The 24,363-nt window shown below is 73.0% G+C and carries 26 protein-coding genes and 1 riboswitch; of the genes, 11 read left to right on the forward strand and 15 right to left on the reverse strand.

Features of this window, described 5'->3' with window-relative positions:
- Positions 1–22 precede the first annotated feature (22 nt).
- Positions 23–529 carry a multidrug efflux MFS transporter gene (locus SGA01_RS07475; protein WP_141294541.1) on the forward strand — a complete coding sequence of 169 codons (507 nt, stop codon included), beginning with the start codon at positions 23–25 and terminating at the stop codon, positions 527–529.
- 172 nt (positions 530–701) lie between these two features.
- Positions 702–2,726 carry a phosphocholine-specific phospholipase C gene (locus SGA01_RS07480; RefSeq protein WP_141294543.1) on the forward strand — a complete coding sequence of 675 codons (2,025 nt, stop codon included), beginning with the start codon at positions 702–704 and terminating at the stop codon, positions 2,724–2,726.
- Between the two features lie 6 nt (positions 2,727–2,732).
- Here the strand turns inward: SGA01_RS07480 and SGA01_RS07485 are convergent, their stop codons facing one another.
- The gene (locus SGA01_RS07485; RefSeq protein ID WP_141294545.1) at positions 2,733–3,365 is read right to left on the reverse strand and encodes a DUF6197 family protein; all 633 of its coding nucleotides are present in this window, start codon (positions 3,363–3,365) and stop codon (positions 2,733–2,735) included.
- Between the two features lie 398 nt (positions 3,366–3,763).
- Positions 3,764–3,917, forward strand: a riboswitch (cyclic di-AMP (ydaO/yuaA leader).
- A 4-nt stretch (positions 3,918–3,921) separates the two neighbouring features.
- Between SGA01_RS07485 and SGA01_RS07490 the strand changes: the two genes are divergently transcribed.
- Positions 3,922–4,836, forward strand: a complete 915-nt coding sequence (locus SGA01_RS07490; protein WP_141294546.1) for a LysM peptidoglycan-binding domain-containing protein — start codon at positions 3,922–3,924, stop codon at positions 4,834–4,836.
- On the opposite strand, the gene SGA01_RS07495 is transcribed toward SGA01_RS07490, so the two are convergent.
- The 4 genes from SGA01_RS07495 to SGA01_RS07510 all read right to left on the reverse strand — a co-directional run bounded on the left by SGA01_RS07495 (position 4,830) and on the right by SGA01_RS07510 (position 8,913).
- Entirely contained in the window at positions 4,830–6,116 is a 1,287-nt protein-coding gene (locus SGA01_RS07495; protein WP_141294548.1) for an alpha/beta family hydrolase, read from the reverse strand. The genes SGA01_RS07490 and SGA01_RS07495 overlap by 7 nt on opposite strands.
- 103 nt (positions 6,117–6,219) lie before the next feature.
- Positions 6,220–6,816, reverse strand: a complete 597-nt coding sequence (locus SGA01_RS07500) for an LURP-one-related family protein (RefSeq protein WP_141294550.1) — start codon at positions 6,814–6,816, stop codon at positions 6,220–6,222.
- A gap of 147 nt (positions 6,817–6,963) precedes the next feature.
- Positions 6,964–7,935 carry a universal stress protein gene (locus tag SGA01_RS07505; protein WP_174867230.1) on the reverse strand — a complete coding sequence of 324 codons (972 nt, stop codon included), beginning with the start codon at positions 7,933–7,935 and terminating at the stop codon, positions 6,964–6,966.
- A 213-nt stretch (positions 7,936–8,148) separates the two neighbouring features.
- Positions 8,149–8,913 carry an alpha/beta fold hydrolase gene (locus SGA01_RS07510; protein ID WP_141294554.1) on the reverse strand — a complete coding sequence of 255 codons (765 nt, stop codon included), beginning with the start codon at positions 8,911–8,913 and terminating at the stop codon, positions 8,149–8,151.
- 192 nt (positions 8,914–9,105) lie between these two features.
- Between SGA01_RS07510 and SGA01_RS07515 the strand changes: the two genes are divergently transcribed.
- The 3 genes from SGA01_RS07515 (at position 9,106) to SGA01_RS07525 (ending at position 13,119) form a co-directional block, all read left to right on the forward strand.
- A complete protein-coding gene (locus SGA01_RS07515; protein ID WP_229918277.1) occupies positions 9,106–11,709 on the forward strand; it encodes a SpoIIE family protein phosphatase in 2,604 nt (867 codons plus the stop codon).
- Positions 11,710–11,861: 152 nt separating this feature from the next.
- The gene (locus SGA01_RS07520) at positions 11,862–12,110 is read left to right on the forward strand and encodes a type B 50S ribosomal protein L31 (RefSeq protein WP_055639612.1); all 249 of its coding nucleotides are present in this window, start codon (positions 11,862–11,864) and stop codon (positions 12,108–12,110) included.
- A gap of 172 nt (positions 12,111–12,282) precedes the next feature.
- The gene (locus SGA01_RS07525) at positions 12,283–13,119 is read left to right on the forward strand and encodes an NAD(P)H-binding protein (RefSeq protein WP_141294558.1); all 837 of its coding nucleotides are present in this window, start codon (positions 12,283–12,285) and stop codon (positions 13,117–13,119) included.
- A 210-nt stretch (positions 13,120–13,329) separates the two neighbouring features.
- Here the strand turns inward: SGA01_RS07525 and SGA01_RS07530 are convergent, their stop codons facing one another.
- The 3 genes from SGA01_RS07530 to SGA01_RS07540 form a co-directional block, all read right to left on the reverse strand.
- Complete coding sequence (locus SGA01_RS07530) at positions 13,330–13,827, reverse strand: peptidylprolyl isomerase (protein WP_141294560.1); 498 nt, start codon at positions 13,825–13,827, stop codon at positions 13,330–13,332.
- Between the two features lie 125 nt (positions 13,828–13,952).
- Positions 13,953–14,174, reverse strand: a complete 222-nt coding sequence (locus SGA01_RS07535; protein ID WP_229918278.1) for a hypothetical protein — start codon at positions 14,172–14,174, stop codon at positions 13,953–13,955.
- A gap of 30 nt (positions 14,175–14,204) precedes the next feature.
- Positions 14,205–14,813 (reverse strand): DUF6629 family protein, encoded by a 609-nt coding sequence (locus tag SGA01_RS07540; RefSeq protein ID WP_141294561.1) that lies wholly within the window; start codon positions 14,811–14,813, stop codon positions 14,205–14,207.
- A gap of 101 nt (positions 14,814–14,914) precedes the next feature.
- Here SGA01_RS07540 and SGA01_RS07545 point away from each other — a divergent pair, with 101 nt between their 5' ends.
- The gene (locus tag SGA01_RS07545; RefSeq protein ID WP_141294562.1) at positions 14,915–15,436 is read left to right on the forward strand and encodes an AMIN-like domain-containing (lipo)protein; all 522 of its coding nucleotides are present in this window, start codon (positions 14,915–14,917) and stop codon (positions 15,434–15,436) included.
- A 48-nt stretch (positions 15,437–15,484) separates the two neighbouring features.
- Here the strand turns inward: SGA01_RS07545 and SGA01_RS07550 are convergent, their stop codons facing one another.
- The 3 genes from SGA01_RS07550 to SGA01_RS07565 form a co-directional block, all read right to left on the reverse strand.
- Positions 15,485–15,985 carry an NUDIX domain-containing protein gene (locus SGA01_RS07550; protein ID WP_141294563.1) on the reverse strand — a complete coding sequence of 167 codons (501 nt, stop codon included), beginning with the start codon at positions 15,983–15,985 and terminating at the stop codon, positions 15,485–15,487.
- A 118-nt stretch (positions 15,986–16,103) separates the two neighbouring features.
- Positions 16,104–16,871: a response regulator gene (locus tag SGA01_RS07555; RefSeq protein ID WP_268257676.1), complete on the reverse strand. Its 768-nt coding sequence runs from the start codon at positions 16,869–16,871 to the stop codon at positions 16,104–16,106.
- The gene (locus SGA01_RS07565) at positions 16,868–18,202 is read right to left on the reverse strand and encodes a sensor histidine kinase (protein WP_141294564.1); all 1,335 of its coding nucleotides are present in this window, start codon (positions 18,200–18,202) and stop codon (positions 16,868–16,870) included. Before SGA01_RS07565 ends, SGA01_RS07555 begins: the two co-directional genes overlap by 4 nt.
- Positions 18,203–18,336: 134 nt before the next feature.
- Between SGA01_RS07565 and SGA01_RS07570 the strand changes: the two genes are divergently transcribed.
- Positions 18,337–19,245 (forward strand): ABC transporter ATP-binding protein, encoded by a 909-nt coding sequence (locus SGA01_RS07570; protein WP_141294565.1) that lies wholly within the window; start codon positions 18,337–18,339, stop codon positions 19,243–19,245.
- On the forward strand, positions 19,242–20,081 hold the full coding sequence (locus SGA01_RS07575) for an ABC transporter permease (protein WP_141294566.1): 840 nt from the start codon (positions 19,242–19,244) through the stop codon (positions 20,079–20,081). Before SGA01_RS07570 ends, SGA01_RS07575 begins: the two co-directional genes overlap by 4 nt.
- An 18-nt stretch (positions 20,082–20,099) precedes the next feature.
- On the opposite strand, the gene SGA01_RS07580 is transcribed toward SGA01_RS07575, so the two are convergent.
- Positions 20,100–20,969, reverse strand: coding sequence for a YhjD/YihY/BrkB family envelope integrity protein (locus SGA01_RS07580; protein ID WP_141294567.1), 870 nt, complete (start codon positions 20,967–20,969; stop codon positions 20,100–20,102).
- A 162-nt stretch (positions 20,970–21,131) separates the two neighbouring features.
- Between SGA01_RS07580 and SGA01_RS07585 the strand changes: the two genes are divergently transcribed.
- Complete coding sequence (locus SGA01_RS07585; protein ID WP_141294568.1) at positions 21,132–21,431, forward strand: hypothetical protein; 300 nt, start codon at positions 21,132–21,134, stop codon at positions 21,429–21,431.
- 27 nt (positions 21,432–21,458) lie between these two features.
- On the opposite strand, the gene SGA01_RS07590 is transcribed toward SGA01_RS07585, so the two are convergent.
- Complete coding sequence (locus SGA01_RS07590; RefSeq protein ID WP_141294569.1) at positions 21,459–21,932, reverse strand: winged helix-turn-helix transcriptional regulator; 474 nt, start codon at positions 21,930–21,932, stop codon at positions 21,459–21,461.
- 163 nt (positions 21,933–22,095) lie between these two features.
- Between SGA01_RS07590 and SGA01_RS07595 the strand changes: the two genes are divergently transcribed.
- The gene (locus SGA01_RS07595) at positions 22,096–22,524 is read left to right on the forward strand and encodes a PaaI family thioesterase (protein WP_223835426.1); all 429 of its coding nucleotides are present in this window, start codon (positions 22,096–22,098) and stop codon (positions 22,522–22,524) included.
- Positions 22,525–22,552: 28 nt separating this feature from the next.
- Here the strand turns inward: SGA01_RS07595 and SGA01_RS07600 are convergent, their stop codons facing one another.
- Positions 22,553–22,918 (reverse strand): luciferase domain-containing protein, encoded by a 366-nt coding sequence (locus SGA01_RS07600; protein WP_229918279.1) that lies wholly within the window; start codon positions 22,916–22,918, stop codon positions 22,553–22,555.
- 135 nt (positions 22,919–23,053) lie between these two features.
- Positions 23,054–24,163 carry a PP2C family protein-serine/threonine phosphatase gene (locus tag SGA01_RS07605; protein ID WP_141294570.1) on the reverse strand — a complete coding sequence of 370 codons (1,110 nt, stop codon included), beginning with the start codon at positions 24,161–24,163 and terminating at the stop codon, positions 23,054–23,056.
- Between the last annotated feature and the right edge of the window lie 200 nt (positions 24,164–24,363).

Raw genomic sequence — 24,363 nt, forward strand, 5'->3', positions numbered from 1 at the left:
CCCGTCCCGGGATGCGGAGGCTGTGCGCTCCGCACGCGGCGCCTCGGCACAGCTGACCGGCACCGCCCTCGCGGAGGTGAGGGTGGAGCAGTCCGGACAGGGGTCGGCCGTCCAGAGCACGGCCCGCCAGGTCGGTTCCGCCCTCGGCGCCGCCGTCATCGGCGGCCCGCTCTCGCCGCAACTGGCCCACACCCTCCCGGATCACGTCGACAGCGTCCCCGGAGTTCCCCCGCAGGCGGCGAGCCAGTTGGTGGAGGCGACCCGCCGGTCGGCCGGCTCCGCCATCGACACGCTCCGCGCGCAAGGCACCGACGGTCCGCTGGGCGCCGCCGCTCCGGCCGCGGTCTCGGCCCTGGACGACGGCTTCGCCGAAGCCACCCGCACGACTCTCTTCGCGGCCTCCGGCTTCCAGGCCCTCGGTCTGCTCGCGGCGCTCCGCATCCCCGGGACCCGGACCGCCCCGACCCGCGAGGTCCGGGGCTCCGCGACGAAGGGTGCGCAGGACACCGTCCCCACCGACGGACGGTGAACCTCCCGAAGACCCTTATTGGTATGAGGTCGGACCAATCCTCATACTGATTTTCCGTGGCCCCGCGCTGTTAACCCAGGAATTACTGCACGGCTGTATACCTTTAAGCTCCCCTCCCCCATCATGTCTCCCGACGTGCCGCGCGGGCACGCCGTGACAGGAGAGGCGGGGCATGCTTCCCATCAGCCGCAGGGGATTCGTCGGGATCGGTGCGGGGCTCGCCGCCGGGGCGGCGCTGCCGCCCGCCCGGGCGTCGGCCGCCGCGCGCGCCGCGACGGGCACGCTCACCGACGTCCGGCACGTGGTGATCCTCATGCAGGAGAACCGCAGCTTCGACCACTACTTCGGCACGTTGCGCGGTGTACGGGGCTTCGGCGACCGCGCCGCCGGCAATCTGCCCGGCGGGTGGGGGATGTTCAACCAGCCCAACTGGGGCGGTCGCCACTACCCGTGGAAGCTCAGCGACACCCCGCCCGCGGGCGGCGTCGACGGCGAGACCCTCGCGCAGTGCAACGGCGACCTGCCCCACAGCTGGACGTCCCAGCACGCGGCCTGGAACAAGGGCCGCATGGACAACTGGGTCACGGGCGTGGGCAACACCCGGGCGCTCGGCCATCTCGACCGCGAGGACATCCCCTTCCACCACGCGCTCGCCGACCACTACACGATCTGCGACGCGTACTTCTGCTCGGCGCTCAGCGCCACCGGTCCGAACCGGACCTTCCTGTGGAGCGGCAAGATCGACGGCTCCAGCAAGGACGGGGGCGAGGAGTCGGGGCTGACCTGGGAGACGTACGCGGAGGCGCTCCAGCGGGCCGGGGTGAGCTGGAAGGTCTACCAGAACGCGCAGGACAACTACGGCGACAACGGCCTCGCGTACTTCAAGAAGTTCACCGACGCGCGCCCCGGCGACCCGCTGTACGACCGGGGCATGGGCTCGGTGCCCCGGGCCACCGGCTCGACGCCCGACGACATCGCCGCGGCGATCCGCGCCGACGTCGTGGCGGGCACGCTGCCGCAGGTGTCCTGGGTGGTGGCGAGCGAGGCGTTCTCCGAGCACCCGTACGCGCCTCCCGGGGACGGCGCACACTTCGTCGACCTCGTCTATCGCGCGCTGGCCGCCGACGCAGAGGTCTTCGACTCGACGGTGCTGTTCCTCAACTACGACGAGAACGACGGCTTCTTCGACCACGTGCCGCCGCCGGTCGCCCCGCCGGGGACGCCCGGCGAGTACCTCGACGGGGTGCCGATCGGGCTGGGCTTCCGCGTCCCCATGATTGTCATGTCCCCGTGGACTCGGGGCGGCTGGGTGAGCTCCGAGGTCTTCGACCACACCTCCGTGCTGCGCTTCATGGAGACCTGGACGGCGGCCCTGGGCACACCGGCCACCTGCCCGAACATCAGCGCCTGGCGCAGGAAGGTGACGGGCGATCTGACCGGGGTCTTCGACTTCGCCCACCCGGTGTACGGAGTGCCAGCGGGCCTTCCCTCCACGGCGAAGGTGATCGGTCAGGCCACCTGCGGCCCGCTGCCGAACCCGGCCCCGCAGAACAACGCCCTGCCCGCACAGGAGTCCGGCACCCGCCCGGCACGCGCCGTGCCGTACCAGGTGAACGGCAACCTCGACCGGTTCGAGTTCGGCGCCGCGGGCAAGATCCTGGCCTGGTTCTCGATGACGAACCAGGGGGCGGAGGCCGAGCGGGCGGCGCACTTCTCGATCCACCCGCACCAGCACCGTGACACGGCGGCCTGGCAGTACACGGTCGACCCGGGCGGCACGGCCTCCGACTACTTCAACATCGGCCTCGGCTCGGGATCCGGGAAGTACGACATCTCGATGATGGGCCCCAACCGCTTCCTGCGCCGCTTCATCGGCGACGCGTCCAAGGCGGGCAAGGCCGTGGAGGTCGCCGCCCGGTTCGCACCCGAGTCAGGAACGGGCCGGACGGCCCTGTGGTTCACCCTGAAGAACACCTCGGCGGGACCGGTGACGTTCACGATCCGCTCGAACGCCTACCGCACGGACGGGCCGTGGACGTACACCGTCCCGGCGAACTCCAGCCGCGAGGACTTCTTCAACGCGGTGGCCTACAACGGCGGCTGGTACGACTTCACGATCCTCGCCGACATCGACGGGACCTGGTCACGCCGGTACACCGGCCACATCGAGACCGGATCCCCGAGCGTCACCGGCTGAACCCGCTCACCGGCCGGCCTGCGCGGCGCGGCGAATCGTCGCGTCGAGCAGGCCCACCGCCTCGGCGGCCGTACGGCCCGGGGCCCGGTTCCAGGGACCGATCAGTTCGCGCCACCCCTGCGACCGGAGCTCGGTCATGATCCAGGCGGCCGCCTCGTTCATGGTGTCCGCACTGCCGTAGCCGAGGCGGTGGGCGGCGAGGAGCGCGCCGCACACGCAGCGCGCTCCCCGCACGTCGCGCAGTTTGTACGGGGCGTTCTGCCAGCCCCATTCGGTGAGCACCAGCCGCGCGTAGCCGAGGTGGACCGAGGGGCGCAGTTCGGGGCGGCCGATCCGTCGCCAGGCGTGCAGACGGTCGGGGAGTACGGCTCCGATCCGGCCGGGGAGCGTGCGCTCGACCGGAGCCGGCGGCGGCAGCGCGTCGAGCGCGTCGGCCACGAGCCGGTCCACGGGCACACTGAGCAGGGCCCGCCAGTCAGCGGGGGCAGGCTGATCGGGTGCGGGGGCGGGAGAGACCGCGGGGGCGGGGGCGGGGGCGGTCCAGTCCGTGACGATTCGCTGCCAGGTGGCGCTCTCGAAGAGAGCGGCGGCCTCGCGGTCGAGGGTGTCCGGGCTGAGCGGGGCGATGGGTGTCGGCATGCGGGTGACTCCTGAGTCGGGGTGCCTCCATCTTTCAAGAAGAATGTCTGGTTTGCGACTTTTGCACGCGCCTCCCCATCCCTCCCACCCCCGACACGGGCGAACGGCTCACCGCGGATAATTTCCACCCATTTACTCACCAACGGAATTACGCCTCATATTCGGACATTACTCTCCTGGTGACGCGGTTCACTTTTTCTCACCCCCGCCACATCCCCGCACGCTCGCAGGCCGTACCGCGCACGGAAGTTCACCGGGGTCCCCATACGGTCGATCTTGAATTACCTGAATTCGGAGATCCAATTCCGCGGGCGAACGATCAGTTCCTCTTGTTATCCGCCGCAATGCTGGCCTACGGTCACCCCCATTCGAGCGGAACGCCTAATCCTGCCGCCGCCCGAAACACCTCCCTTTCACCCGACGGCAGGAGCGGGGGACCCACGAATTCGCCGGTCCGGAATCCGGAACGGCTCGGGGTGAAGCCGCGTGCGCGCGGCCGGACATCTCCCGTCCGAACCCGACAGCTCACCCCGCAGGCGCCGGAGAGGAATCCGTCATGCCTGCACACGGTAAGCACCGCCGCCCCCGCCACCGCACCGTCTCCCGCGGCCTCGCACTGGCCGGCACGGGCGGGGTCGCCCTGGCCCTGCCGCTGGTCATCCCCGCCACGGCCGGCGCCGAGACCGTCTCGGCCGCCCCGAAGGCCGTCGCGCAGTCCTTCGCGGCGCAGCCCGTCGCCGCGCCGGCCGCCACCCCCTCGGCCCCCGCCGCCGCGCGCACGTACACCGTCGTGAGCGGTGACTCGCTTTCCCTGATCGCCCAGAAGAAGGGAATTCAGGGCGGCTGGAAGTCGCTTTACCGGGTCAACAAGTCCGCCGTGGGTGACAATCCGTCACTCATTCACCCCGGTCTGGAACTGACGATTCGTCGGGATTCCGCCAAGCCCGCCCCGGCGTCGGCCACCGCGCAGAAGCCGGCCACCGCGCAGAAGAAGAGCCCGCAGAAGAAGAGCTCCGCCACGACCGAACGGGCGAGCCGCTCCGAGCGCCGCGCCGCTGCCCCGGCCGCCGCCTCGGGCGCCTCCGCCGCGCAGGCGGCTCCCGCCGCCGCGCCCGCCGTCAAGGCCGCACCGGCCGCCGCCGCCCGGTACGCCGACAACCTCGACGGCTGGATCCGGGAGTCGCTGGACATCATGGCCCAGCACGGCATCCCCGGTACGTACGACGGAATCCTCCGCAACGTGATGCGCGAGTCCTCCGGCAACCCGCAGGCCATCAACAACTGGGACTCCAACGCCGTGGCCGGCACCCCCTCGAAGGGCCTGCTCCAGGTGATCCAGCCGACCTTCGACGCCTACCACGTGCCGGGCACGTCCACGGACCTGTTCGACCCGGTCGCCAACATCACGGCCGCCTGCAACTACGCCGCCGACCGCTACGGCTCCATCGACAACGTCAACGGGGCCTACTGACGCTCGAACCACTCGGCGAACCAGTCCGTGGCCAGCTCCGCCACCTCCTCCAGGGCCCCCGGCTCCTCGAAGAGGTGCGTGGCGCCCGGGACGACGGTCAGCCGGTTCTCACAGCGCAGCAGCGCCTGCGCCCGCCTGTTGAGGTCCAGGACGAGCGCGTCCCGGCCGCCCACCACGAGGAGGGTCGGGGCGCGCACCCCGGCCAGGTGCTCGCCCGCGAGGTCGGGTCGACCGCCGCGCGAGACGACGGCGGCGACGCCGGAAGCGGGATCGGCCGCCGCCCACAGCGCGGCGGCCGCGCCCGTGCTCGCCCCGAAGTAGCCGAGCGGCAGCTCGCCTCCTTCGGGACGGCCGGCCAGCCAGTCCGTGGCGCTCGCCAGCCGTCCGGCGAGCAGCGGGGTGTCGAAGACGCGCGCCCGGTCGGTCGCCTCGGCCTCGGTCAGCAGGTCGAACAGCAGGGTCCCGAGACCGGCACGGTTCAGGACGTCCGCGACGGCGCGGTTGCGCGGGCTGTGCCGGCTGCTGCCGCTTCCATGGGCGAAGAGGACGATGCCGGTCGCGCCGTCGGGGACGGCGAGCCGCCCGGCGAGGGTGGCACCGGTCGCCGGGATCCGGACGTCCGTGTTCCGGACGACGGGGCCGCGCGCGGCCCGGCCGCGGGCGAGGCAGTCGAGCACCTCCTCGTCGGGCGTCTGCGAGAAGTCGCGGTAGAACTGGCCGATCGCGTAGAAGAAGTCGGGCTCGCTGACGCTGACGGTCTCGTCGGCCTCGCCTCCGAGGCGGGCGGTCCAGCCGCGCGGTGCGACCGGTACCGCGAGGACGATCCGCGCGGCGCCCTTGGCACGGACCACCCGGCAGGCGGCCAGCGCCGTCGCGCCCGTGGCCAGCCCGTCGTCCACGACGACGACCGTCCGGCCGTCGAGCGGCACGGGCGGGCGACTGCCCCGGTAACGCTGGGTGCGCTGTTCGAGCTCGACGTGCTCGCGCTCCTCCACGGCCGCGAGGTCCCGCTCGCCCACGCCGGTCTCGCGCAGCACCTGGTCGTTGAGGACCCTCACCCCGCCTTCCCCCAGTGCGCCCATCGCGAGCTCCGGCTGCTGCGGCACCCCCAGTTTGCGCACGAGGCAGATGTCGAGGGGCGCGTCGAGCGCGTCGGCGACCTCCGCGGCCACCGGTACGCCGCCACGCGGGAGCCCCAGGACCACGACGTCCTGGCCCTTGAGGTGGTCGAGACGGGCGGCGAGCTGCCGACCCGCGTCGGTGCGATCGCTGAACTCCATGGTCCGCCGCCCTTCCGCACGCGGCCCCGGGCGCGGGGAGGAACGGTGTGCGCCGCCCCCTGCCCGTCTCTCCAGGGTAGACGGGTCGCTCCGACGGGACAGGTCAGCGCGACTGCAGGGCGTCGAGGGCGACGGCCTGGGCTATCGCGAGCCGCCGGTCGAGCTCCGCGTCGGCTATGTCCACGACGTACCGGTCGCGGACTCCGAGGCGCTTCTCGACCGACATGACGTGGCGTCCGGCCTCGGCGAAGTCGAAGTGGTACGGCACGACGAAGGGGAGCAGTTCCGTGAAGGGGAGGAACTCCCAGCCGCGCCGCAGGATCCCCACGGTCCGGTTCCGCTCCTGTCCGGTGGTCTCCTGGGACGCCCCCTCCCGGTCCAGGTGCCAGGTGCTGCGCAGCAGGGACCGGCCGAAGTCCTTGCGGAAGCCGCCCAGCCGTGTGCCGGACGCGCCGTGGACGTCGTAGGTCGCACCGAGGTCGATGACCTGCCGGGCCCGGAAGGTGAAGAGGACCTGGCGCCGGGATTCGTCGGTGTAGAAGGTGACGTGCTCCTTGAGGGCCATCCGCTTCTGGTGGGCGAAGGCGACCAGTTCGGCCTCCTCGCCGTCCGGGCCCATGGTGTGCACCACGTACTGGTTGGCCATCAGGGTGATCTTCTGCCGCACCAGGAAGCGGTGCTGCGACTGCGCGAGGCCCATCGGTAGTGCTCCTGCCGGTCCTGGACGGTCCGTCGGCGACCGTCCCGTGGGGATGTGAGCACGATGATCCGATGCGGCGGTGGCCCGCCGCTGTCCTCGAAAGTCGCCGGTCCCGTCGACCTTCGGATGGAGTTGTCCCCGCTGGGGTCACCCCCGCCGGTCGCCGAAGCCACCGGGGCCGACGGCGACCCCTGATGCGTCGGCATCACGGGATTCGGCGGCATCACGGGATTCGGCGGCGTCACGAGCGTCGTCGGGGCCACCGGCTCCACCGGCGTCACCACGGACGACGGCCACCGGGCACTCCGCGTGGTGCAGCAGCGCCTGGCTGACCGAGCCCAGCAGGAGGCCCGCGAAGCCGCCCCGGCCCCGCGCTCCCATCACGAGGAGCTGAGCGCCGGCGCTCTCCTCCAGGAGGACCGGACGAGGCCTGCCGCGGACGAGACGCCGTTCGACGGACACCTGGGGCCACCTCGCCGTCGCACCCGCGAGCGCCGCGGCGAGGACGCGCTCCTCCTCACCGCGGATCTCCTCCGTCCCGTGGAAGAGCGGAGTCAGGTCGGCCGGGCCCGAGGACGGCGTCCAGGCGTGCACGGCGCGCAGCTCGGCGCCGCGGGCCGCCGCCGCGGCGAACGCGAAGTCGACGGCCGCTTCGGAGTCGCGGGACCCGTCGACCGCCAGCACGACGGGCCCGCCCGGCTTCCCACTCCCCCGGACGACGAGCACCGGGCAGGCGGCGTGGGCCGCGAGGTGGACGGCCACCGAGCCGAGGACCAGGCCGCTGAAGGCGCCGGTGCCTCGACTGCCGACCACCACGAGCTCGGCCGAGGCGGACCGGGCCGCGAGGATCGTCAGCGGTTCGCCCGCGAGGACCTCCCCGGTGACCTCGATGCCGGGTGCGCACGCGCGCGCGTGCGCGACGGCGCCGTCCACGATTCCCTGGGCCTGCTGCCGCAGACCGCCGTCCGGCGGCCCGTACGGCGACGGGCCGAGGGGGACCCTGAGCAGCGGCCAGATGAAGGCGTGGAGCACGGTGAGCCGCGTGCCACGTGCGCGTGCCTCGTGGGCGGCGGTCTCCACGGCGTGCAGTGCGGAGTCGGAGCCGTCCGCCCCGACCAGGACGACGCCCCGGGCCTCACCGCCCCGGCCGTCCTCGCCGCCGCGTCCGCCCGCGCCCTGCTCCCTCTCGGCCCGTGCCACCACGTGTCTCCCGCCCTTCCGGTCTTCCGGTCCTCCGGCCGGTGCGTCTGCGCACCCGTACACCGGTCGGATGCCCGACGACCGGGGTGTCACCCGGGACGGAAGTCCCCGGTGACACCGCGGAAGGTCCCGTCAGGCCGCGAGGAAGGCCTCGATGGCCTCGGCGAGGGCCTGTGGGGTCTCCTCGGGGGCGTAGTGGCCCGCGTCCTTGAGCACTTCGAGGCGCGCGTTCGGGTACCAGCGCAGCCAGGTCGCCTCCATCGCTTCGGTGCCGAGCGCCGGGTCGTGGGCGCCGACGACGAGGAGCACGGGGGTGGGGTTGTCGCGGACGCGCTCGTGGAAGTCGGGCTTGGACCAGGAGTCCAGGTATGCGCGGAAGGCCGTCTCCGAGGAGCGGCTGACGGAACGCTCGACGAGGGCGCTCAGCCAGGCGTCGTCGTACCGGCCGCCCGTGGTGTTGTCGATGATCGCGCGCCGGTTCTCCGGGGAGCCCGCGGCGCCGGCGAACAGCTCCCAGGTCTCCCCGTCGAGCGGGAATCCCGCGGCGGAGACCGGTGAGATGCCGATGAGCGAGCGGACCCGGTCGGGAGCGTCGAGGAGCATCAGCTGGGCCGCCTTGCCGCCCATGGAGTGCCCGATGACGGAGAACGAGTCCCAGCCGAGGTCGTCGGCGACGGCGAGGGCGTCGGCGGCGACCTCCTCCATCGTGTAGGTGCCCTCGGTGTCGCGGGCCTCGCCGTAGCCGCGACAGTCCACGAAGGCGTACGTGCCGGCGGCGTCGTCGAGATGGGCGCGCAGCGGGGCGAAGCTGGTGCGGTCGCCGAACCAGTTGTGGAGGACGAGGGCCCGGCCGGGGCCTTCGCCTTGAACGTCGTACGGAAGAACCCGGCCCGTCATCGTGCCCCCTGGCAGCGAGGTGGTGGCGCCGCGCGTCGGCGACGGCGCTATTGGTCGACGACCGAGTGTGACGGTGCGAGCGCGTGCGGTCAACAAGGCCGGGTGGGCGGGAGGTGCGTACGGGGCGCTCGGACGGCCTCGCGCGCCGTGCCCGAGATGCGGGGGCTTTCCCGACAGGCGCATCCTTGCTGTGTGACCTCGCACGGCACGTCCGGCCCCGGCCCGGCGGGCGGTACCGGGCGTCCGTCCGGGTACGGGGCTGCCGACGGGCCCGCTTCCGGCGCGCTGACCAGGGCCCTCGCCGAGACCTCGCTGCGTGCCGTCGAATCGGTCGGCGGCTACGCGGGCGGCGTGTACCTGCGGTCGGAGACACCCGGTCTGCTTCGGCTCGCGATCCTCGTGGGGCTGCCGGGGCCGCTGTTCCGTCCGTGGTGGCGGATGCATGCCAACCGGCCGTTCCCGGTGGCGGAGGTCCACCGCTCGGGGCAGGCCGTCTACCTCGACGACGTCGACGACGCGATGCGCCGGTTCCCTCAACTGGTGGCGAGCCTGCCGTTCCCCTTCGCCTCGCTGTACGCACCCGTGGTCGCGGGTCGCGAGCGGTTCGGGGTGCTCGTGGCGCTGCGGGCGCCGAGACGCGGGGAGGGGGTGAGCGCGCGGGACCGGGGCCGGATGGCCAGCGCCGCCGTCCGGCTCGGCGAGACGCTGGCCTCCCTCACGGCTCACGGGCCCCGGGCCGAGTGGAACGGTGACCCCATCTGCGTACAGCTCTCGTCCGGTTCCGCGCCGCCCGTGCGCTTCGGTTCCTTCGACTGGGACCTGGACTCGGGCACGGTCACCATGGACGGCGGACTGCGGGAGATTCTCGGTGCCGGGGTGACCTCGCCCTGCTCGATCGAGGTGCTCACCTCGCGGCTGGACGCGGAGGACGCGTACGCGCTGTGGGCGGCAGCGCTGCAGGCGACCGGGGAGGACGGTCGGCCCACCGTGCGCAGGGTCCGGTTGAAGGGTCCGGACGGCGGACTGCACCTCCTGGAGGTGTCGGCCACGGCCCGGCGCGACACGCCGGACAAGGACGGGGGCCCGCCCCGCACCAGCGGGCGGCTCGCGGGCACGCTCGTCGACCTGGGAACGGGCCTGGTCGGCTCGGACGCCACGGACCGGCTGCCCCGGGCGATCCTGGCGATCGACCGGCTGGGCCGGATCACGTACCTCAACGAACGTACGGAGCGGCTCCTCGGCCGGCCGCGCGGGGCGCTCGCGGGGCGGCCCCTGTGGGAGGCGCTGCCCTGGTTCGGCCTCCCCTTCCACGAGGAGCAGCTCCGGGCCGCGCTGCTCTCCGACGAGCCGGTGCGCTTCCTGGCCCGTCCTGAGCGGGGCCGGTGGCTCACGGTCTCGCTGCATCCGGGGCGGGACGGCGTGACCATGGTCCTCGTCCCCGAGGAGGACCCGGCGGGGCTCGCGCCCGACGCGGCGCCGGACCGCCCGGGCAGGGCGCACGGTCCCGACGGGCCGGACGGAGCGGGCCGTGCGGAAGATCCGGTCCACGCGGGCGACGACGACCTCGAAGGCGAAGGCGACCGGGCGGCGGCCCTGTACCGGCCGGTGGCGCTGGCGATCGCCCTCTCGGAGGCCGTGACGGCCCGCCAGGTGTCGGCCGTGGTGACGGAGGAGCTGTTGCCGGCCTTCGGCGGACGGCAGCTGGCGATCTATCTGCTGAGCGACCGACGCCTGTACCTCGCCTGGGAGACCGGCTTCCCGCAGGGCTTCCTCGAACCCTTCGACGGGGTCACGCTGGACTCCCGGGTGCCCGGGGTGGAGACCCTGACGACGGGCCGGCCGCTCTTCTTCGAGTCGATGGACCAGCTGAGGCTGGAGTACCCGGGTCTCCCGCTCGACGCCCACACGGGAGCCCGGGCCTTCCTGCCCCTGATCGCCTCGGGGCGGCCGGTCGGTTCCTGCATCCTCGGCTTCGACCGCCCGCGGACGTTCAGCCCGGACGAGCGGACCGTGCTCACCGCCCTGGCGGGCCTGATCGCGCAGGCCCTGTCCCGGGCGCAGCGGTACGACACGGAATCGGCGGTCGCACGGGGGCTCCAGGACGCGCTGCTGCCGCACCAACTGCCGGTGCTGGCCGGGGTGGAGACGGTCGGCCGCTATCTGCCGGGCACCGAGGGCATGGACGTGGGCGGCGACTGGTACGACGTGATCGAGACGGGGCACGACCGGCTGGCGCTCGTGATCGGTGACGTCCAGGGGCACGGAGTGGCGGCGGCGGCCACGATGGGGCAGCTGCGCAGCGCGGTGCGGGCCTTCGCGCTGGGCGGCCAGCGGCCGCAGGACGTCATGCGGGGGACCAACCGGCTCCTCATCGACCTGGATCCCGGCCAGTTCGCGAGCTGCTGCTACGTGCTCCTCGACCCCGGTACGGGAGAGGCCAGGGCCGTACGGGCCGGGCATCCGCAGCCGCTCCTGCTGCGCCCGGACGGGACGACCCGGTTGGTGGAGCTGGCGGGCGGAGTGGTGCTGGGGGTCGACGACCGGGCCTCGTATCCCGTGACGCGGTTGCGGCTCGACCAGGGGGACGTCCTCGCGCTGTTCACGGACGGGCTGGTCGAGCGGCCCGGCACGGACATCGACGAGGGGATCGAGCGGCTGCGGCAGGCGCTCGCCTCGACGGGTTCGATGGCGCTCTCGGACGCGGCGGACCGGCTGATCAGGGAGGCCAGGCAGGCCACGGCCAGGCCTGACGACATCGCGCTGCTCCTCGCCGCCCGCTGGCCGGAGGCCCGCTGAGCCCACGGCGCGGCGTCACCCGGTCGGGCCCGTGGCACTGGTCGGCCACGACGGGCCCGGGGAGGCTGGGGGTGCCGTGCCGGATCAGGCCGGACTAGCCGAGACGATCACGTCGGGGCGAACGAGTCAGGGCGGAAGCCCGAGGAGGACACGTGCAGCAGGACAAGCAGCCCGAGTACGGACCCGTGGTCTTCCGGGACCGGTCGGCCGGGTACGCCTTTCTGACCCGGTCCACCGCGACCAGCGAGCGGACCATCGAGTGGGACGACGGGGAGACGTACCCGGTGATCGACGTGGAGATCTCCTCCGAGAGCCATCCCTTCTTCACCGGCACGGCCCGGACCGTGGACTCCGAGGGCCGGATCGCGAAGTTCGAGCGCCGCTTCGGCGAAGGGAGTTAGCGGCCCGGTCGGTCTCCGAGGAGTCGGTGCCCGAGGGACCCACCCCGAGGAACCCATCCGAGAAACCGTCCGTGAAACTGGCCAGAAGGTGGCCAGTTCCCCTTCCAGGATGAGGTCACGAAGACGGCGGGGCGCCAGCGCACCGCCGCGGACCCTCGGAAGGGGAACTGCTGTGATCGTGGTGACCGGAGCGACCGGAAACGTCGGACGACCGCTGGTGGAGGCACTGGCCGCAGCTGGTGAGGAGGTCACGGCGGTGAGCCGCCGGCCCGCCGACGGGCTGCCCGCCGGTGTGGTCCACCGGCGGGGTGATCTGGCCGATGTGGACGGCCTCAAGGAGTTGTTCGAGGGCGCCGAGGCCGTCTATCTGCTCGTCGCGGGCCTCGGGGACACCCTGCGGCCGCGCGAGATCGTGGCGGCGGCGTTGGCGGGCGGGGTGCGGCGCCTCGTCCTCCAGTCCTCCCAGCTGGTGGGCACGCGGCACGATTCCGTGTCCCACGCCTTCCTCCGTGACTTCGAGGCGGCCGTACGGGAGTCGGGTCTCGAGTGGACGGTGCTGCGGCCCGGCGGCTTCGCCTCCAACGCGTACCTCTGGGCCGAGCAGGTGCGCACCGCGCGGACGGTCGCGTCCCCGTTCGCCGATGTGGCACTGCCGGTGGTGGACCCGGCGGACATCGCGGAGGTCGCGGCGGCGGCGCTGCGCGATCCGGCGCACTCGGGACGCACGTACGTCCTGACGGGTCCGGTCGGGGTGTCGCCGCGCGAGCAGGCGCGGGACCTCGCCGAAGCCGTGGGCGAGCCGGTGGAGTTCGTGGTGCAGAGCGCGGCCGAGGCTCGGGCGCATCTGGTGCGGTTCCTGCCGGAGGACGCCGTCGACGGCATGCTGTCGGTGCTGGGCGAGCCCAGCGCGGAGGAACAGCGTGTGAGCCCGGACGTGGAACGGGTCCTGGGGCGTGCGCCGCGCCCGTTCTCGGCGTGGGCGAAGCGGAACGCGTTCGCCTTCGCCTGAGGCGGAACGGGCGACGGCGCCGGGCCGGAGGCGTCGGCCGTCGGAGGTGCGGCGCGTGGCCGCGTCGGCCGGGGCGGGGAGCGGCGCGTCCCGAGGACGGCACTCCCCTGCCCCGCCGTGCGGGTGAGCGAGGGCCTGTGGCCCTCTGCTCGAACTCCGCCGAGGCTACCGATCAGCGCTGCTGATCCGGCCTCTGAATCAAGCGTCCGTTCAGACCTTGACGATGCCGGACTCGGAGACCTTGATGGTGGCGCTGGTGGCGCCGGAGCGGGAGCCGAGGCCCTCGATCTTCTTGACCAGGTCCTGGCCCTCGACGACCTCGCCGAAGACGACGTGCTTGCCGTCGAGCCAGTCGGTGACGATCGTGGTGATGAAGAACTGCGAGCCATTGCTGTTCGGGCCGGCGTTGGCCATCGAGAGCAGGAACGGGCGGTCGTGCTTCAGCTTGAAGTTCTCGTCCGCGAACTTCTCGCCGTAGATGCTCTTGCCACCCGTGCCGTTGCCGCGGGTGAAGTCGCCACCCTGGAGCATGAACTGCGGGATGACGCGGTGGAACGGGGAGCCGGCGTAGCCGAAGCCGTGCTCGCCGGTGCAGAGCTCGCGGAAGTTCTGCGCGGTCTTCGGGACGACGTCGTCGAAGAGCTTGAAGGTGATCCGGCCCGCGGGCTCGTCGTTGATGGTGATGTCGAAGTAAACGTTGTCGCTCATGGGGACATCCTGTCATTACTCGCGCACGGCGCGCGCACGGGCTGCCTCCTCCCGTGTCACGGCGCGCCTGTGCCCCGCGCCACCGAGGGGGCGCGGGGCACAGGGGGCCACGGTCCGGGGAAAGGTCAGAGCAGCCCGCCCGCCCGGGGCGGCTGGAGGGCGCTCCCGGCGCCCTGGACGGTGTCCACGGTCTGGGTGACGGTCTCGACGCCCTGGTCCTCCTGGAGGAGGCCGGTGGCGCCGCCGAGGGGGTTCTCCGCGGCGCTGGCCGGCGGCGCCGGGGTGACGAGGGCCGTGACGACGCCTGCGGCGAGGGAGGCGATGGCGAGCATGCTGCGCTTCTTCATGCCCTGGTCAACTACTGAGGCGGCGAGGGGTTACGCCCGACTTCTCACCCAGACCAGGAGCACCAGCGACGCGGCGGCGGCGAGGGCGCACCACGTGGAGACGAACTCCGTGCGCCACAGCAGCACGCAGACGACCGCTCCGGCGCCGGCCAGGAGCCCGAGCAGGCGCAGGATCCGGTCGCGGGCGAGGAGCAGCGCACCGACCGTGGCGAGGAGATAGCCGGCGAGGAGCAGGGCCGCGTGCGGCAGGTCGACGACGTAGCCGAGGGTGTGTCCGCGGACCTCGGCCGTGACCGGGCGGGTCGCGAGGCGGTACGCGAGGACGGCGGCGGTCGCGAGGCCCGCCGCGAGCGGCACGACCAGGCGCCGCCGGTCGGCGGGGCGCGCCGCGGTCAGGACGCCGACCGGCACCCAGACGGGCAGGAGGGGCAGGGCGATCACGGCCCAGGCGAGGGTGGCGGGGCCCGCTCCCCCGCCGGAGCGCCAGACGGCGGCCTCCACGACCTGGTGGGCGCCGAGGAGCAGGGGCAGGGCGGCGAGCGGCACGTCCCCGGCGCGGCGTACGGAGGCGATCGAGACCAGGCCGACGGCGCCGATCCCGAGGCCCGCCCAGAGGTCGGCCGTCGCGCTCCAGCACATAACGCACTTTTACCCCAAACCAGGCGGAACCGTATGGTTGGGGATGGATGTCTCTGTCAGTGACACCACTGTCCCCGGAGCAGGAGAAATTGGGGGACGTCATGCATCACCGTCACACTCTCGCGGCCGTCGCCGCAGGGATCCTCCTTACCGCCGGGATCGGCGCCACGATCCCGGCAGGTGCTTCCGATTCCCCGTCCCGCGCGTCGACGCCACCGGCCACGGCCCAGGTCGTCAACACCCGCTGGGGCGGACACACCGGCTTCGACCGGATCGTCATCGACATACGGGGCGCCGTGCCCCCGGTCACCGTCCGGCAGGCGAGCGCACTGCACTACGACGGCTCGGGGCAGCGGGTCCCCCTCGCGGGGAAGTACTTCCTGGAGATCGCCCTCTCCCCCGCCGCCGCCCACGACGACAACGGAAGGAACGTCTACCAGGGGCCCCGGCTGCTGAAGGTCCATCTGCCCACGCTCAAGGGGCTCGCTCTCACCGGCGACTTCGAGGGTGTGGTCACGATCGGGGCCGCCTTCGACACCAAGCCCGCCTTCAAGACCTTCACCCTGCACTCCCCGGAGCGCCTCGTCGTCGACATCGCCCACCCGGTCGGCTGCCGGGCCTGAGACGCCGCGCCGGTGGGGCCGTCCGGGCGGGCGGCCCCACCTCCGTCGTCACGTGACGGCGCCGGTCTCCACGTACACGGTCGATCCGGTCCTGCGGGCGCGGTCGATCTCGGCGAGGCGGGCGAACTCGCTCGGGTGCATCTCGCGCTCCCACTCCTCAAGGCTGCGCACGCCGTACTCGCTGTGCTCGTCGGGGTCGAGGACGACGGCGGCGATCTGCTCGTCCGTCAGCTCGCCGCCGTCGAAGATGAAGCCGATGTGGTTGGCCGGCCACTCCTCGCCCCGGTCGGTCACGAAGTGGGTGCCGAGGAGACGCGGCGTCCCGGTGAAGACGAGTCCGGTCTCCTCGTGGCACTCGCGCAGGGCCGTCTCCCAGGGGGTCTCCCCCGGGTCCATGTTCCCGCCGGGCCACTGCCACAGCTCGGTGCGGTCGGAGGCACGGAGCTGGAACGGGCGGCCGCCCGTGTCGGTGAAGTACAGGCAGGCGTACGCCGTCGCTCTCGGCAGGGTCTCGACGTACTCGACGGGCGGCAGCCAGATGTTCGTCATGGGCGGCTCTCTTTCGACGGGCCGATGGGACTCCTCCATCCAATCGGCCCGCGGGCCGCCGTCCGGCCCGTGACGGGGAGATCACCGGATCGTGTGATCACCGCTCCCGGCAGCCGGGTCAGGCGGCGGAGACGAGGCCCGCCTCGTACGCGATGATGACCAGGTGCACGCGGTCGCGGGCGTCGAGCTTGGCTAGCAGGCGCGTGACGTACGTCTTCGCGGTGGCGATGCTGATGTGGAGCTCGGCGGCGACCTCCGTGTTGGAGAGGCCGCGGCCGACGAGCGTGAGCACCTCGCGTTCGCGGTCGGTGATGCCCTCGGTGCCACGACGGGGCGCGGTGGACGGCCGTCGCGGGCGGTCGGTGAACTCCTTGATGAGGCGGCGGGTGACGCCGGGCGCGATGAGGGCGTCGCCGGAGGCGACGACCCGGACGGCGGCGAGGATGTCGTCCAGGGCCATGTCCTTGACGAGGAAGCCGGAGGCCCCTGCGTGCAGCGCCCCGTAGACGTGGTCGTCGTCGTCGAAGGTGGTGAGGACGACGACCCGGGCGCCGGTGGGACCCGCGGTGACGAGGCGGGTCGCCTCGATGCCGTCGGTGCCGGGCATCCGCAGGTCCATCACGACGACGTCGGCGCCGGTCTCCTCGACGAGTCGGACGGCCTCGGCGCCGTTCGCGGCCTCGCCGACCACGACGAGGTCGGGGGTGTCCGTCATGACCATCCGGAGCGCGGTGCGGACGAGGGGCTGGTCGTCGGCGAGGACGACACGGACGACGGCGACGGGGTCTACGGGGCCCGTGGGGCCGGTGGGGCCGGTGGGGCCGGTGGGGCCGGTGGGGCCGGTGGGCGGCACAGGCGTTGGCTGCACTGCGGTGGGCTCGGTCATCGGGTGGTGGCTCCTGTGCCGGTGGGGAGGGGAAGTCGGGCGGTGACGCGGAAGCCGCCGCCGGGGCGGGGGCCCGCGGCGAACTCTCCGTGCAGCAGGGCGACACGCTCGCGCATGCCCGCGAGGCCGTAACCGGAGCCTCCGCCGGGGCGTTCGCGCTCCCGGCCGGCGGCCGGGCCGCGGTCCTCGACGGTGACGGCGACGGCGACGGGGTCCCCGTGGTCGACGGTCACGGTGCAGGCGTCGGCGCCGGAGTGGCGCACGACGTTGGTGACGGACTCCTGGACGAGCCGGAAGGCGGAGAGGTCGATGTCCGGGGGCAGGGAGCAGGGGGCGCCGATCCGCCGGACGGTGACGCGGACCCCGGCGGCACCCGTGACCTCGGCGAGCCGGTCGAGCGCGGAGAGCCCGGGAGCCTCGGGCAGACCGGACGGCTGTGCGAGGCGGTCGGCGGGGATTCCGGCAGGTGTGCGGTCGGTGCCGGCGCCGTCGGTGCCGATGCCCGGGCCATCGATGCCCGTGCCGTCGGTCGTGGCGGCCGCGTCGGTCCGATCCGCGGTTCGCAGGGCGCCGAGCATGCGGCGCAGTCCCGCCAGGGTCTCGCGGCTCGCCGTCTCGATCTCCGCGAGGGCCTGCCGGGCGCCCTCGGGCTGCGTGTCGATGACGCGCCGGGCCGCGCCCGCCTGGAGGGCGACGATGCCGATGCTGTGCGCGACCGTGTCGTGCATCTCGCGGGCGATGCGCAGCCGTTCGGCGGTGACGGCCTGCGCGGCGGCCTGGGCGCGGCTGCTTTCCGCGTACGTACGGCTCTGGTGCTCGGAACGGCCGAGGAGCCAGGCGACCACGGCGGTCAGGGCCACGGCGAGTTCGGTGGTGGTGCCGACGTTCCAGTCGCGGAGCAGTCGGAAGGTCACGTAGCCGGCGAGGACGCCGAGGGCGAGGAGGAGCGCCTGGACGGCCTCGCGGGGCGGCCGGGCGACGGCGATGACGTACAGGGCGACGTCGACGGCGAGGTACTGGGCGAACGGGATGGCGTTGACGCCGAGCGGGGTGCAGGCGACGACCGCGGCGACGAGCAGGCACCGGAGCGCGGCGGCCGGACGGCGGGTCAGGAGCGCGCAGCCCCGCAGCGCGAGGGCGGTGGCGACGAGCAGGGTGGTGACGCCGTCCCAGCGCAGCAGGATCACGCCGGGCAGGACGTCCGCCTCGTCCTGGCCCGGCAGCCGGAGGCGCAGGAGACCGGTGAAGAGCAGGCCCGCGAGCCAGGCGAGGGCGGCCCAGCCGCCCGGTGTGACCCTCTTGAGGAACGGCGCTGACGGAGTGGCGGACATGCGGTGATCGTAGAGGGGCGCCCTCGGCCGGGACATCGGACCGGGGGTGTACGACCACGGGTGACAGCGCCGGCCGCCGATTGTCCCTGCTGGTCCGATGCCCGGGGAGGGGCCCGGGCGGCACGGTGGTGCACATGATCGAAGTCAGGGAACTCACCAAACGCTACGGCTCCACGACCGCCGTCGACGCGCTCACGTTCACGGTCAGGCCCGGGCTCGTGACCGGATTCCTCGGGCCCAACGGTTCGGGAAAGAGCACGACTCTGCGGATGGTCCTGGGGCTGCACACACCCACGAGCGGCTCCGTGACGGTCGGCGGGCGGCCCTTCGTGGACCGGCCGCGCGGCCTCCGGCACGTCGGCGCGCTCCTCGACGCCGGGGACATGCACGGCGGGCGGACCGCACGGGCGCATCTGGCGGTCCTCGCGCGCGGCAACCGCATCCCCCTCGCCCGGGTCGACGAGGTGCTGGAGGAGGTCGGTCTCGCGGGGGCGGCGCGGCGCCGGATCGCCGGGTACTCGCTCGGGATGCGGCAGCGGCTCGGGATCGCGGGCGCCCTGCTCGGCGACCCGCCGGTGCTGCTGTTCGACGAGCCGCTCAACGGGCTGGACCCGGAGGGCGTGAAGTGGGTGCGGGGGCTGTTCCGGCGCCTCGCGGCGGAGGGCCGCACGGTCTTCGTCTCCAGCCATCTGATGACGGAGATGGAGCACACGGCGGACGAGCTGGTCGTCATCGGCCGGGGTGAACTGATCGCGGCGGAGAGCCTGTCGGAGTTCGCCGCCCGAGGGGCCCGGCTGAGCGTGACGGTCGGTACGCCCGACGCGTCGGCTCTGACGCCGCTGCTGCTCGCGGAGGGGGCGGAGGTGGCGCGGGACGGCGGGCTGCTGACGGTGACGGGGCTCTCCGCGGCACGGATCGGCCGGCTCGCGCTGGAGCACCGGGTGCTGCTGGACCAGCTGACCACCCGTACCGCCTCCCTGGAGGAGGCGTTCATGGAACTGACCGCCGACAGTGTCGAATACCTGGCTGGAGACGCCCGATGACCACTCTCGACCTTCGTGCGGCTTCCGTCGTGGAGCCTCGTGCCCGTTTCCGCGACCTGGTCGCGTCGGAGTGGCTGAAGCTGTGGTCGCTGCGGTCGACGGGCTGGGCGCTGCTGCTGAGCGCGCTGGCCGTGGTCGGCTTCAACTTCGGGACCGCCTGGGACCACTACCGCTACTGGTTCCAGTACGACGGGCAGAGCCGGGCCGACTTCAAGGCGAACGACATGGGGCTCTGGGACGCCTTCACGGGGAACGCGTCGATGGTGCTGATCCTCTGCGCCGGCGCGATGGGGGCGGTGGCGGTGGTCGGCGAGTACTCCAGCGGGCTGATCCGGACGACCTTCGCGGCGGTGCCGGCCCGGGGTCCGGTGATGGCGGCGAAGGTGCTGGTCGTGGCGGTCGTGCAGACCGTGTTCGGGGTGGTGGTCGCGGCCGGTTCGTTCTGGTCGACGCAGGCGATGCTGTCGGCGCGGGACCTCGGCCTGCCGATCACGCATCCGGGGGCGCTGCGGATCGTCGTCGCGTCCGCGCTCCTCGCTCCGGTCTGCGCGCTGGTGGGCATGGCGATCGGCGCGCTGCTGCGGAAGAGCGCGGTCTCGATCGTCGGCTCGGTGGTGGTGCTCCTGCTGCTGCCGTCGGCGCTTTCGGACCAGCGCCACCTCACGGCGGTGCTGGCCCACACGACACCGCTGCACGCGTGGCGGCGGCAGATGCCGGTGGGGCTGGGCCAGGACCCGTACCCGTGGTCGACCGGCGCCGCGTGGCTCGTGTGCGGGCTGTGGGCGCTGGTCGCGGCCGTGGTGACGGTGCTGGCGGTGCGCCGCCGGGACCAGTAGCGGCGCACACGGTCGGGGTCAGGCGCCGCCGGTGAGCTCTCGGCTCAGGCGGCGGCGGAGGAGGTGTTCGTGGACGAGGCGCCCGGTGAGGGCGCCTCCGTACACGACGAAGCCGACGCCGACGAGCCAGGACTGGAGGACGAGGACGGTGCCGAACTGACCGTAGGTGACCGCGTTGGAGGCGATGAGCGGGGAGAAGACGAGCTGGGAGAAGACCCGCAGTCCGAGGAGGCCGAGCGCGGTGAGCGCGGCGCCGGGGGCGAGGGCGCGCCAGCGGATGCGGCCGCAGAGGAGGAAGCGCTGCGACCACCAGAAGAAGAGGAAGGTACCGATGAGGTCGGCGACGGCGACGAAGAGGGTGCTCGAGGCCGGGGAGTCCTCCGGTGCGGGGTTGGCGACGAAGAGGAGCAGGGACGCGACGAGGACGGCGAGCCAGACGACGTGCCGCCACATGGTGTGCCAGCGGGCGGTGGGGAGGTCCCAGGCCCGCTCGTATCCGGTCTGGACGGCGGACCCGAAGGTGACGCCGAACGCGGCGAGGGCTGCGAGGCCGAAGGCGGTGGTGCGCTGGAGGGCCTGCCCCGGCTGGCCGAAGAGCCGCTCGACCTCCTCCTCGTTGACCTCCGAGACGCCGAGGCCCTGGACGAGCCAGCGGGCGAAGCCCTGGCCGCTGGCGAGGTCGGCCGCCGCGACGACGATGAGGAGGGGGACGAGGGTGAGCAGGCTGAGCGCCGCGAAGCCCATGGCGCGGTGCATGAGTTCCATGGCGCGGCCGCGGTTCCAGGCGAGGCCGACCGGCGAGGCGAGCACGCGGGTGTGGAGCCGGTGGAACCAGTGACCGCGCTCGGTGGGGGAACCGTCGTCCGGCGGACCGGGAGTGGAGGGCATGGTTCGTGGGGTACCCGCCCGGGGGCCGGGACACCTCCGATGTGCCGCCGAACGGGTGCCGAGTGGTCCCGCCGGAGGGAAGGGGGGACGCTGGAGTGGAGCACGTCCGGGTGTCGAGGGCGTACTGCACGGGGCGCCTGCCCGGTAGGGAGAGGCCGCGTCATGCGCATGCTGCTGAAGGTTCAGATGGACACCCAAGCCTCCAACGAGGCCATCAGACAGGGCAACCTGCAGAAGATCGTGGCGGGCGCCCTGGAGAGTCTCCGACCGGAGGCCGCGTACTTCACGGTGGAGGACGGCTGTCGGACGGGCTACATCTTCTTCGACCTGGAGGACCCGTCGCGGATGCCGAGTATCTCGGAGCCCTTCTTCCTCCAACTGGGCGCCAGGGTCCATTACTCGCCGGTGATGAACCAGGAGGACCTGCGCAAGGGTCTTGCCGCGATGATGTCCGGCAGCTGAGCGGACCCTCCCGGCGTGACCGTGGTGTCAGCGGGTGAGGGGGCGGGCTCCGGGACCCGGTCTGACGGTGACGTCCCGGGCGGCGAGAGTGGCGTGCTCCTCGCCCTCGCACTGGACGACCACACGGACGGGCGCCCCGCAGTCGGTGTGCCGGATGTCGAGCACGGAACCCTCGGGATCGCCCGCGTACGCGTCGCCCCACTGCTTCAGGGCGAGGAGTACGGGCCAGAGGTCGACGCCCTTGGGCGTGAGGCGGTACTCGTACCGGGTACGGGTGCCGGGTTCGCGGTAGGGCTCGGCGCGCAGGACGCCGGCCGCGACGAGCTTGCGGAGCCTGTCGGCGAGAACGGCCTCGGAGAGGCCGAGGTGGCGCCGGAACTCGTCGTAGCGGCGGACCCCGTTGAAGGCGTCCCGCAGGATGAGCAGGCTCCATTTCTCGCCGACGAGGTCGAGGGTGCGGCGGACCGAGCAGTTCTCGGTGTCCGTCTCCAGCCACTTCATCGTCACACTGTAGCCACCTGACTGCTTCGTTGACAGTCAGCTGACGAGGGGGCTAGCTTCGCCGTACAGAGTCAGCCGGACGAGTGGAAGCGGAGTGGTGACGGTGCGGTCACGGACGGTCGAGTGGCAGGACGCCGGGGCCAGCGCCCGGGCCGCGAAGACGATGGCGGGGCTCGACTTCCTGCGCGAGATGGTGGCCGGTCGACTGCCCGGGCCGCCGATCGCCGCGCTGCTCGGCTTCGGCCTGGAGGAGGTCGAGGACGGCCGTGCCGTGTTCGCCTTCGAGCCGGGCGAGGAGCACTACAACCCGATCGGCAGCGTGCACGGCGGGGTGTACGCGACCCTGCTCGACTCGGCAGCCGGCTGCGCGGTGCACTCGACGCTCCCCCAGGGCACGGCGTACACCTCGCTCGACCTGTCGACCCGCTTCCTCCGGCCGATCACGATGGACACCGGCAAGGTGCGCGCGATCGGGACCGTGCTGTCGCGGGGGCGCCGGACCGCGCTGGCGGAGGCGGGCCTGTACGACGCGGAGGACCGGCTGCTCGCGCACGCGACCAGCACCTGCATGCTGTTCCCCATGCCCGCATAGACATACCGCCCCCGCTCGGGGGCGGGGTTCAGCGGATGCCGGGGACGGGGCGGGTGCGGGTGCAGCCGTCCGGGGCGACGTCGGGGACGCCGTTGGCCTGGAGGGCCGCGCTCACCAGTGTGGCGAGCAGGTCGATGTCGGAGCCCATGTCCAGACGGACCGTCACCCACCCGGATCCGGCGCGCAGCCGGACCGCGCTCGACCCGAGGAGGGCCGGGCGCAGCTTCGCGACCATGGCCCTGGTGAGATGGACGTCGGCCTCGTGCTCCCCGTGGAAGTGCACGATCTCCTGTGTCGCGGTGCCCAGGCCGAGCTCGGCACCGCAATGGGTGCGGCCGGGGGTCAGCGAGGGCCAGCTCATCAGACGTTCACTGGCATGCCTTGCCGTGTTCATACCGAGGAGCGTGCCGGGCCGCGGGGCCACGCACAAGCGTCCTGGCGAAAGAATCCCGCACAGACGTGAAACAAGCCATGAACTTGGCGAAGTGACCGTGTGTCACGAGGCTCGTGGGCCGGGAGTGGTGTGGCGTCATGCCGTCGGGCGGGCACGGACGCGGGCCGCGAGGACGGCGACGTCGTCCTCGGCACGGTGGGCGCCGAGACGGCGGAGCACCTCGTCGACGACCTGGTGGGGGCCTGGATCAGGCGGGAGCCGGAGGGCCGCGAGGCGGGCGAGCGACACGTCGATGTCCTCGCCCCGGCGCTCGACGAGGCCGTCGGTGAAGAGCAGCAGTGTCTCGGCGGGCGTGAGCGGGAGTGTGGTGGGCTCGTAGCCGCCGACACCGGTGCCGAGCGGCGGGCCCACCGGCAGGTCGACCAGCGCCGCCGAGCCGTCCGCGCCGAACACGGCGGGCGGCAGGTGTCCCGCGTTGGCGAAGGTCGCGGTGGAGCGCGCCGGATCGACCCGGACGAGCAGGCAGGTCGCGGGGCGGCGCGCGTCGTCCTCGGCGACCACGGAGTCGAGGTGGCGCAGGACCCGGTGCGGCGGCAGGTCCGTGGCGGCGACCTCGCGGAGCACCGTGCGGTAGGCGTTCATGTCGACGGCCGCGTCCAGACCGTGTCCCATCACGTCGCCGACGACGAGGAGGCTTCGGCCGAAGTGGAGTCGTACGGTCTCGAACCAGTCGCCGCCGACGAGGGTGCGGACCCCGGCGGGGAGGTAGCCGCCCGCGATCTCCAGGTTGGGATGCGGCCGGCCCGGCTCGGCCACCAGGGCGCGCTGGAGGTGGAGGGCGGTGTCCTCGGTGGCGGCGAGGCGGCGCGCATGGCCGATGTGCCGGGCGGCGAGCCGTGCGGCGTGGTGGACCGTGGCGGCCTCCTCGGCGGTGAAGGGGACGCCGCCGGAGCGGGTGGCGGTGACCGTGCCGAGGGGTTTCCCGTCCTCGGCGACGGCCAGTGCGGCGGAGAGGGTGCTCCCCGACGGGTACGACTCCGAGGACAGACGCGCTGTGGCGGCGCGGCGCGGCGGCACGCCCTGCTCGGCGGCGAGGTCGACCACCACCGAGCCGCCCAGCCTGCGCACGAGGAAGGTGGCGAGTTCACGGCAGGTGTTCGTCTCGTCGAGCGTCGTGCCGATCTCGCCGATCGCCTGCTCCATGGCCCGCACCCTGGCCAGGAGGGCCTCGTCCTGTTCCGCCACGACACCTCCACCGCCGCGCGGCTCTCCGGGCGGCGTGCCCGGTCCCCCCATTGCACCAGCGGGTCGTGGCCCGCGCACGGGCACGGACCTCGCCCGGGCACGGACCTCATGCGGGCACCGACCTCGCGCGGGCACGGACCTCGCGCCGGACGGTTGTGCGGTGCTGCCGGATCTGATCAAGTACCCCTGAGGCTACTGGC

The sequence above is a fragment of the Streptomyces gardneri genome, from assembly GCF_006539185.1.
GTDB lineage: Bacteria > Actinomycetota > Actinomycetes > Streptomycetales > Streptomycetaceae > Streptomyces > Streptomyces gardneri.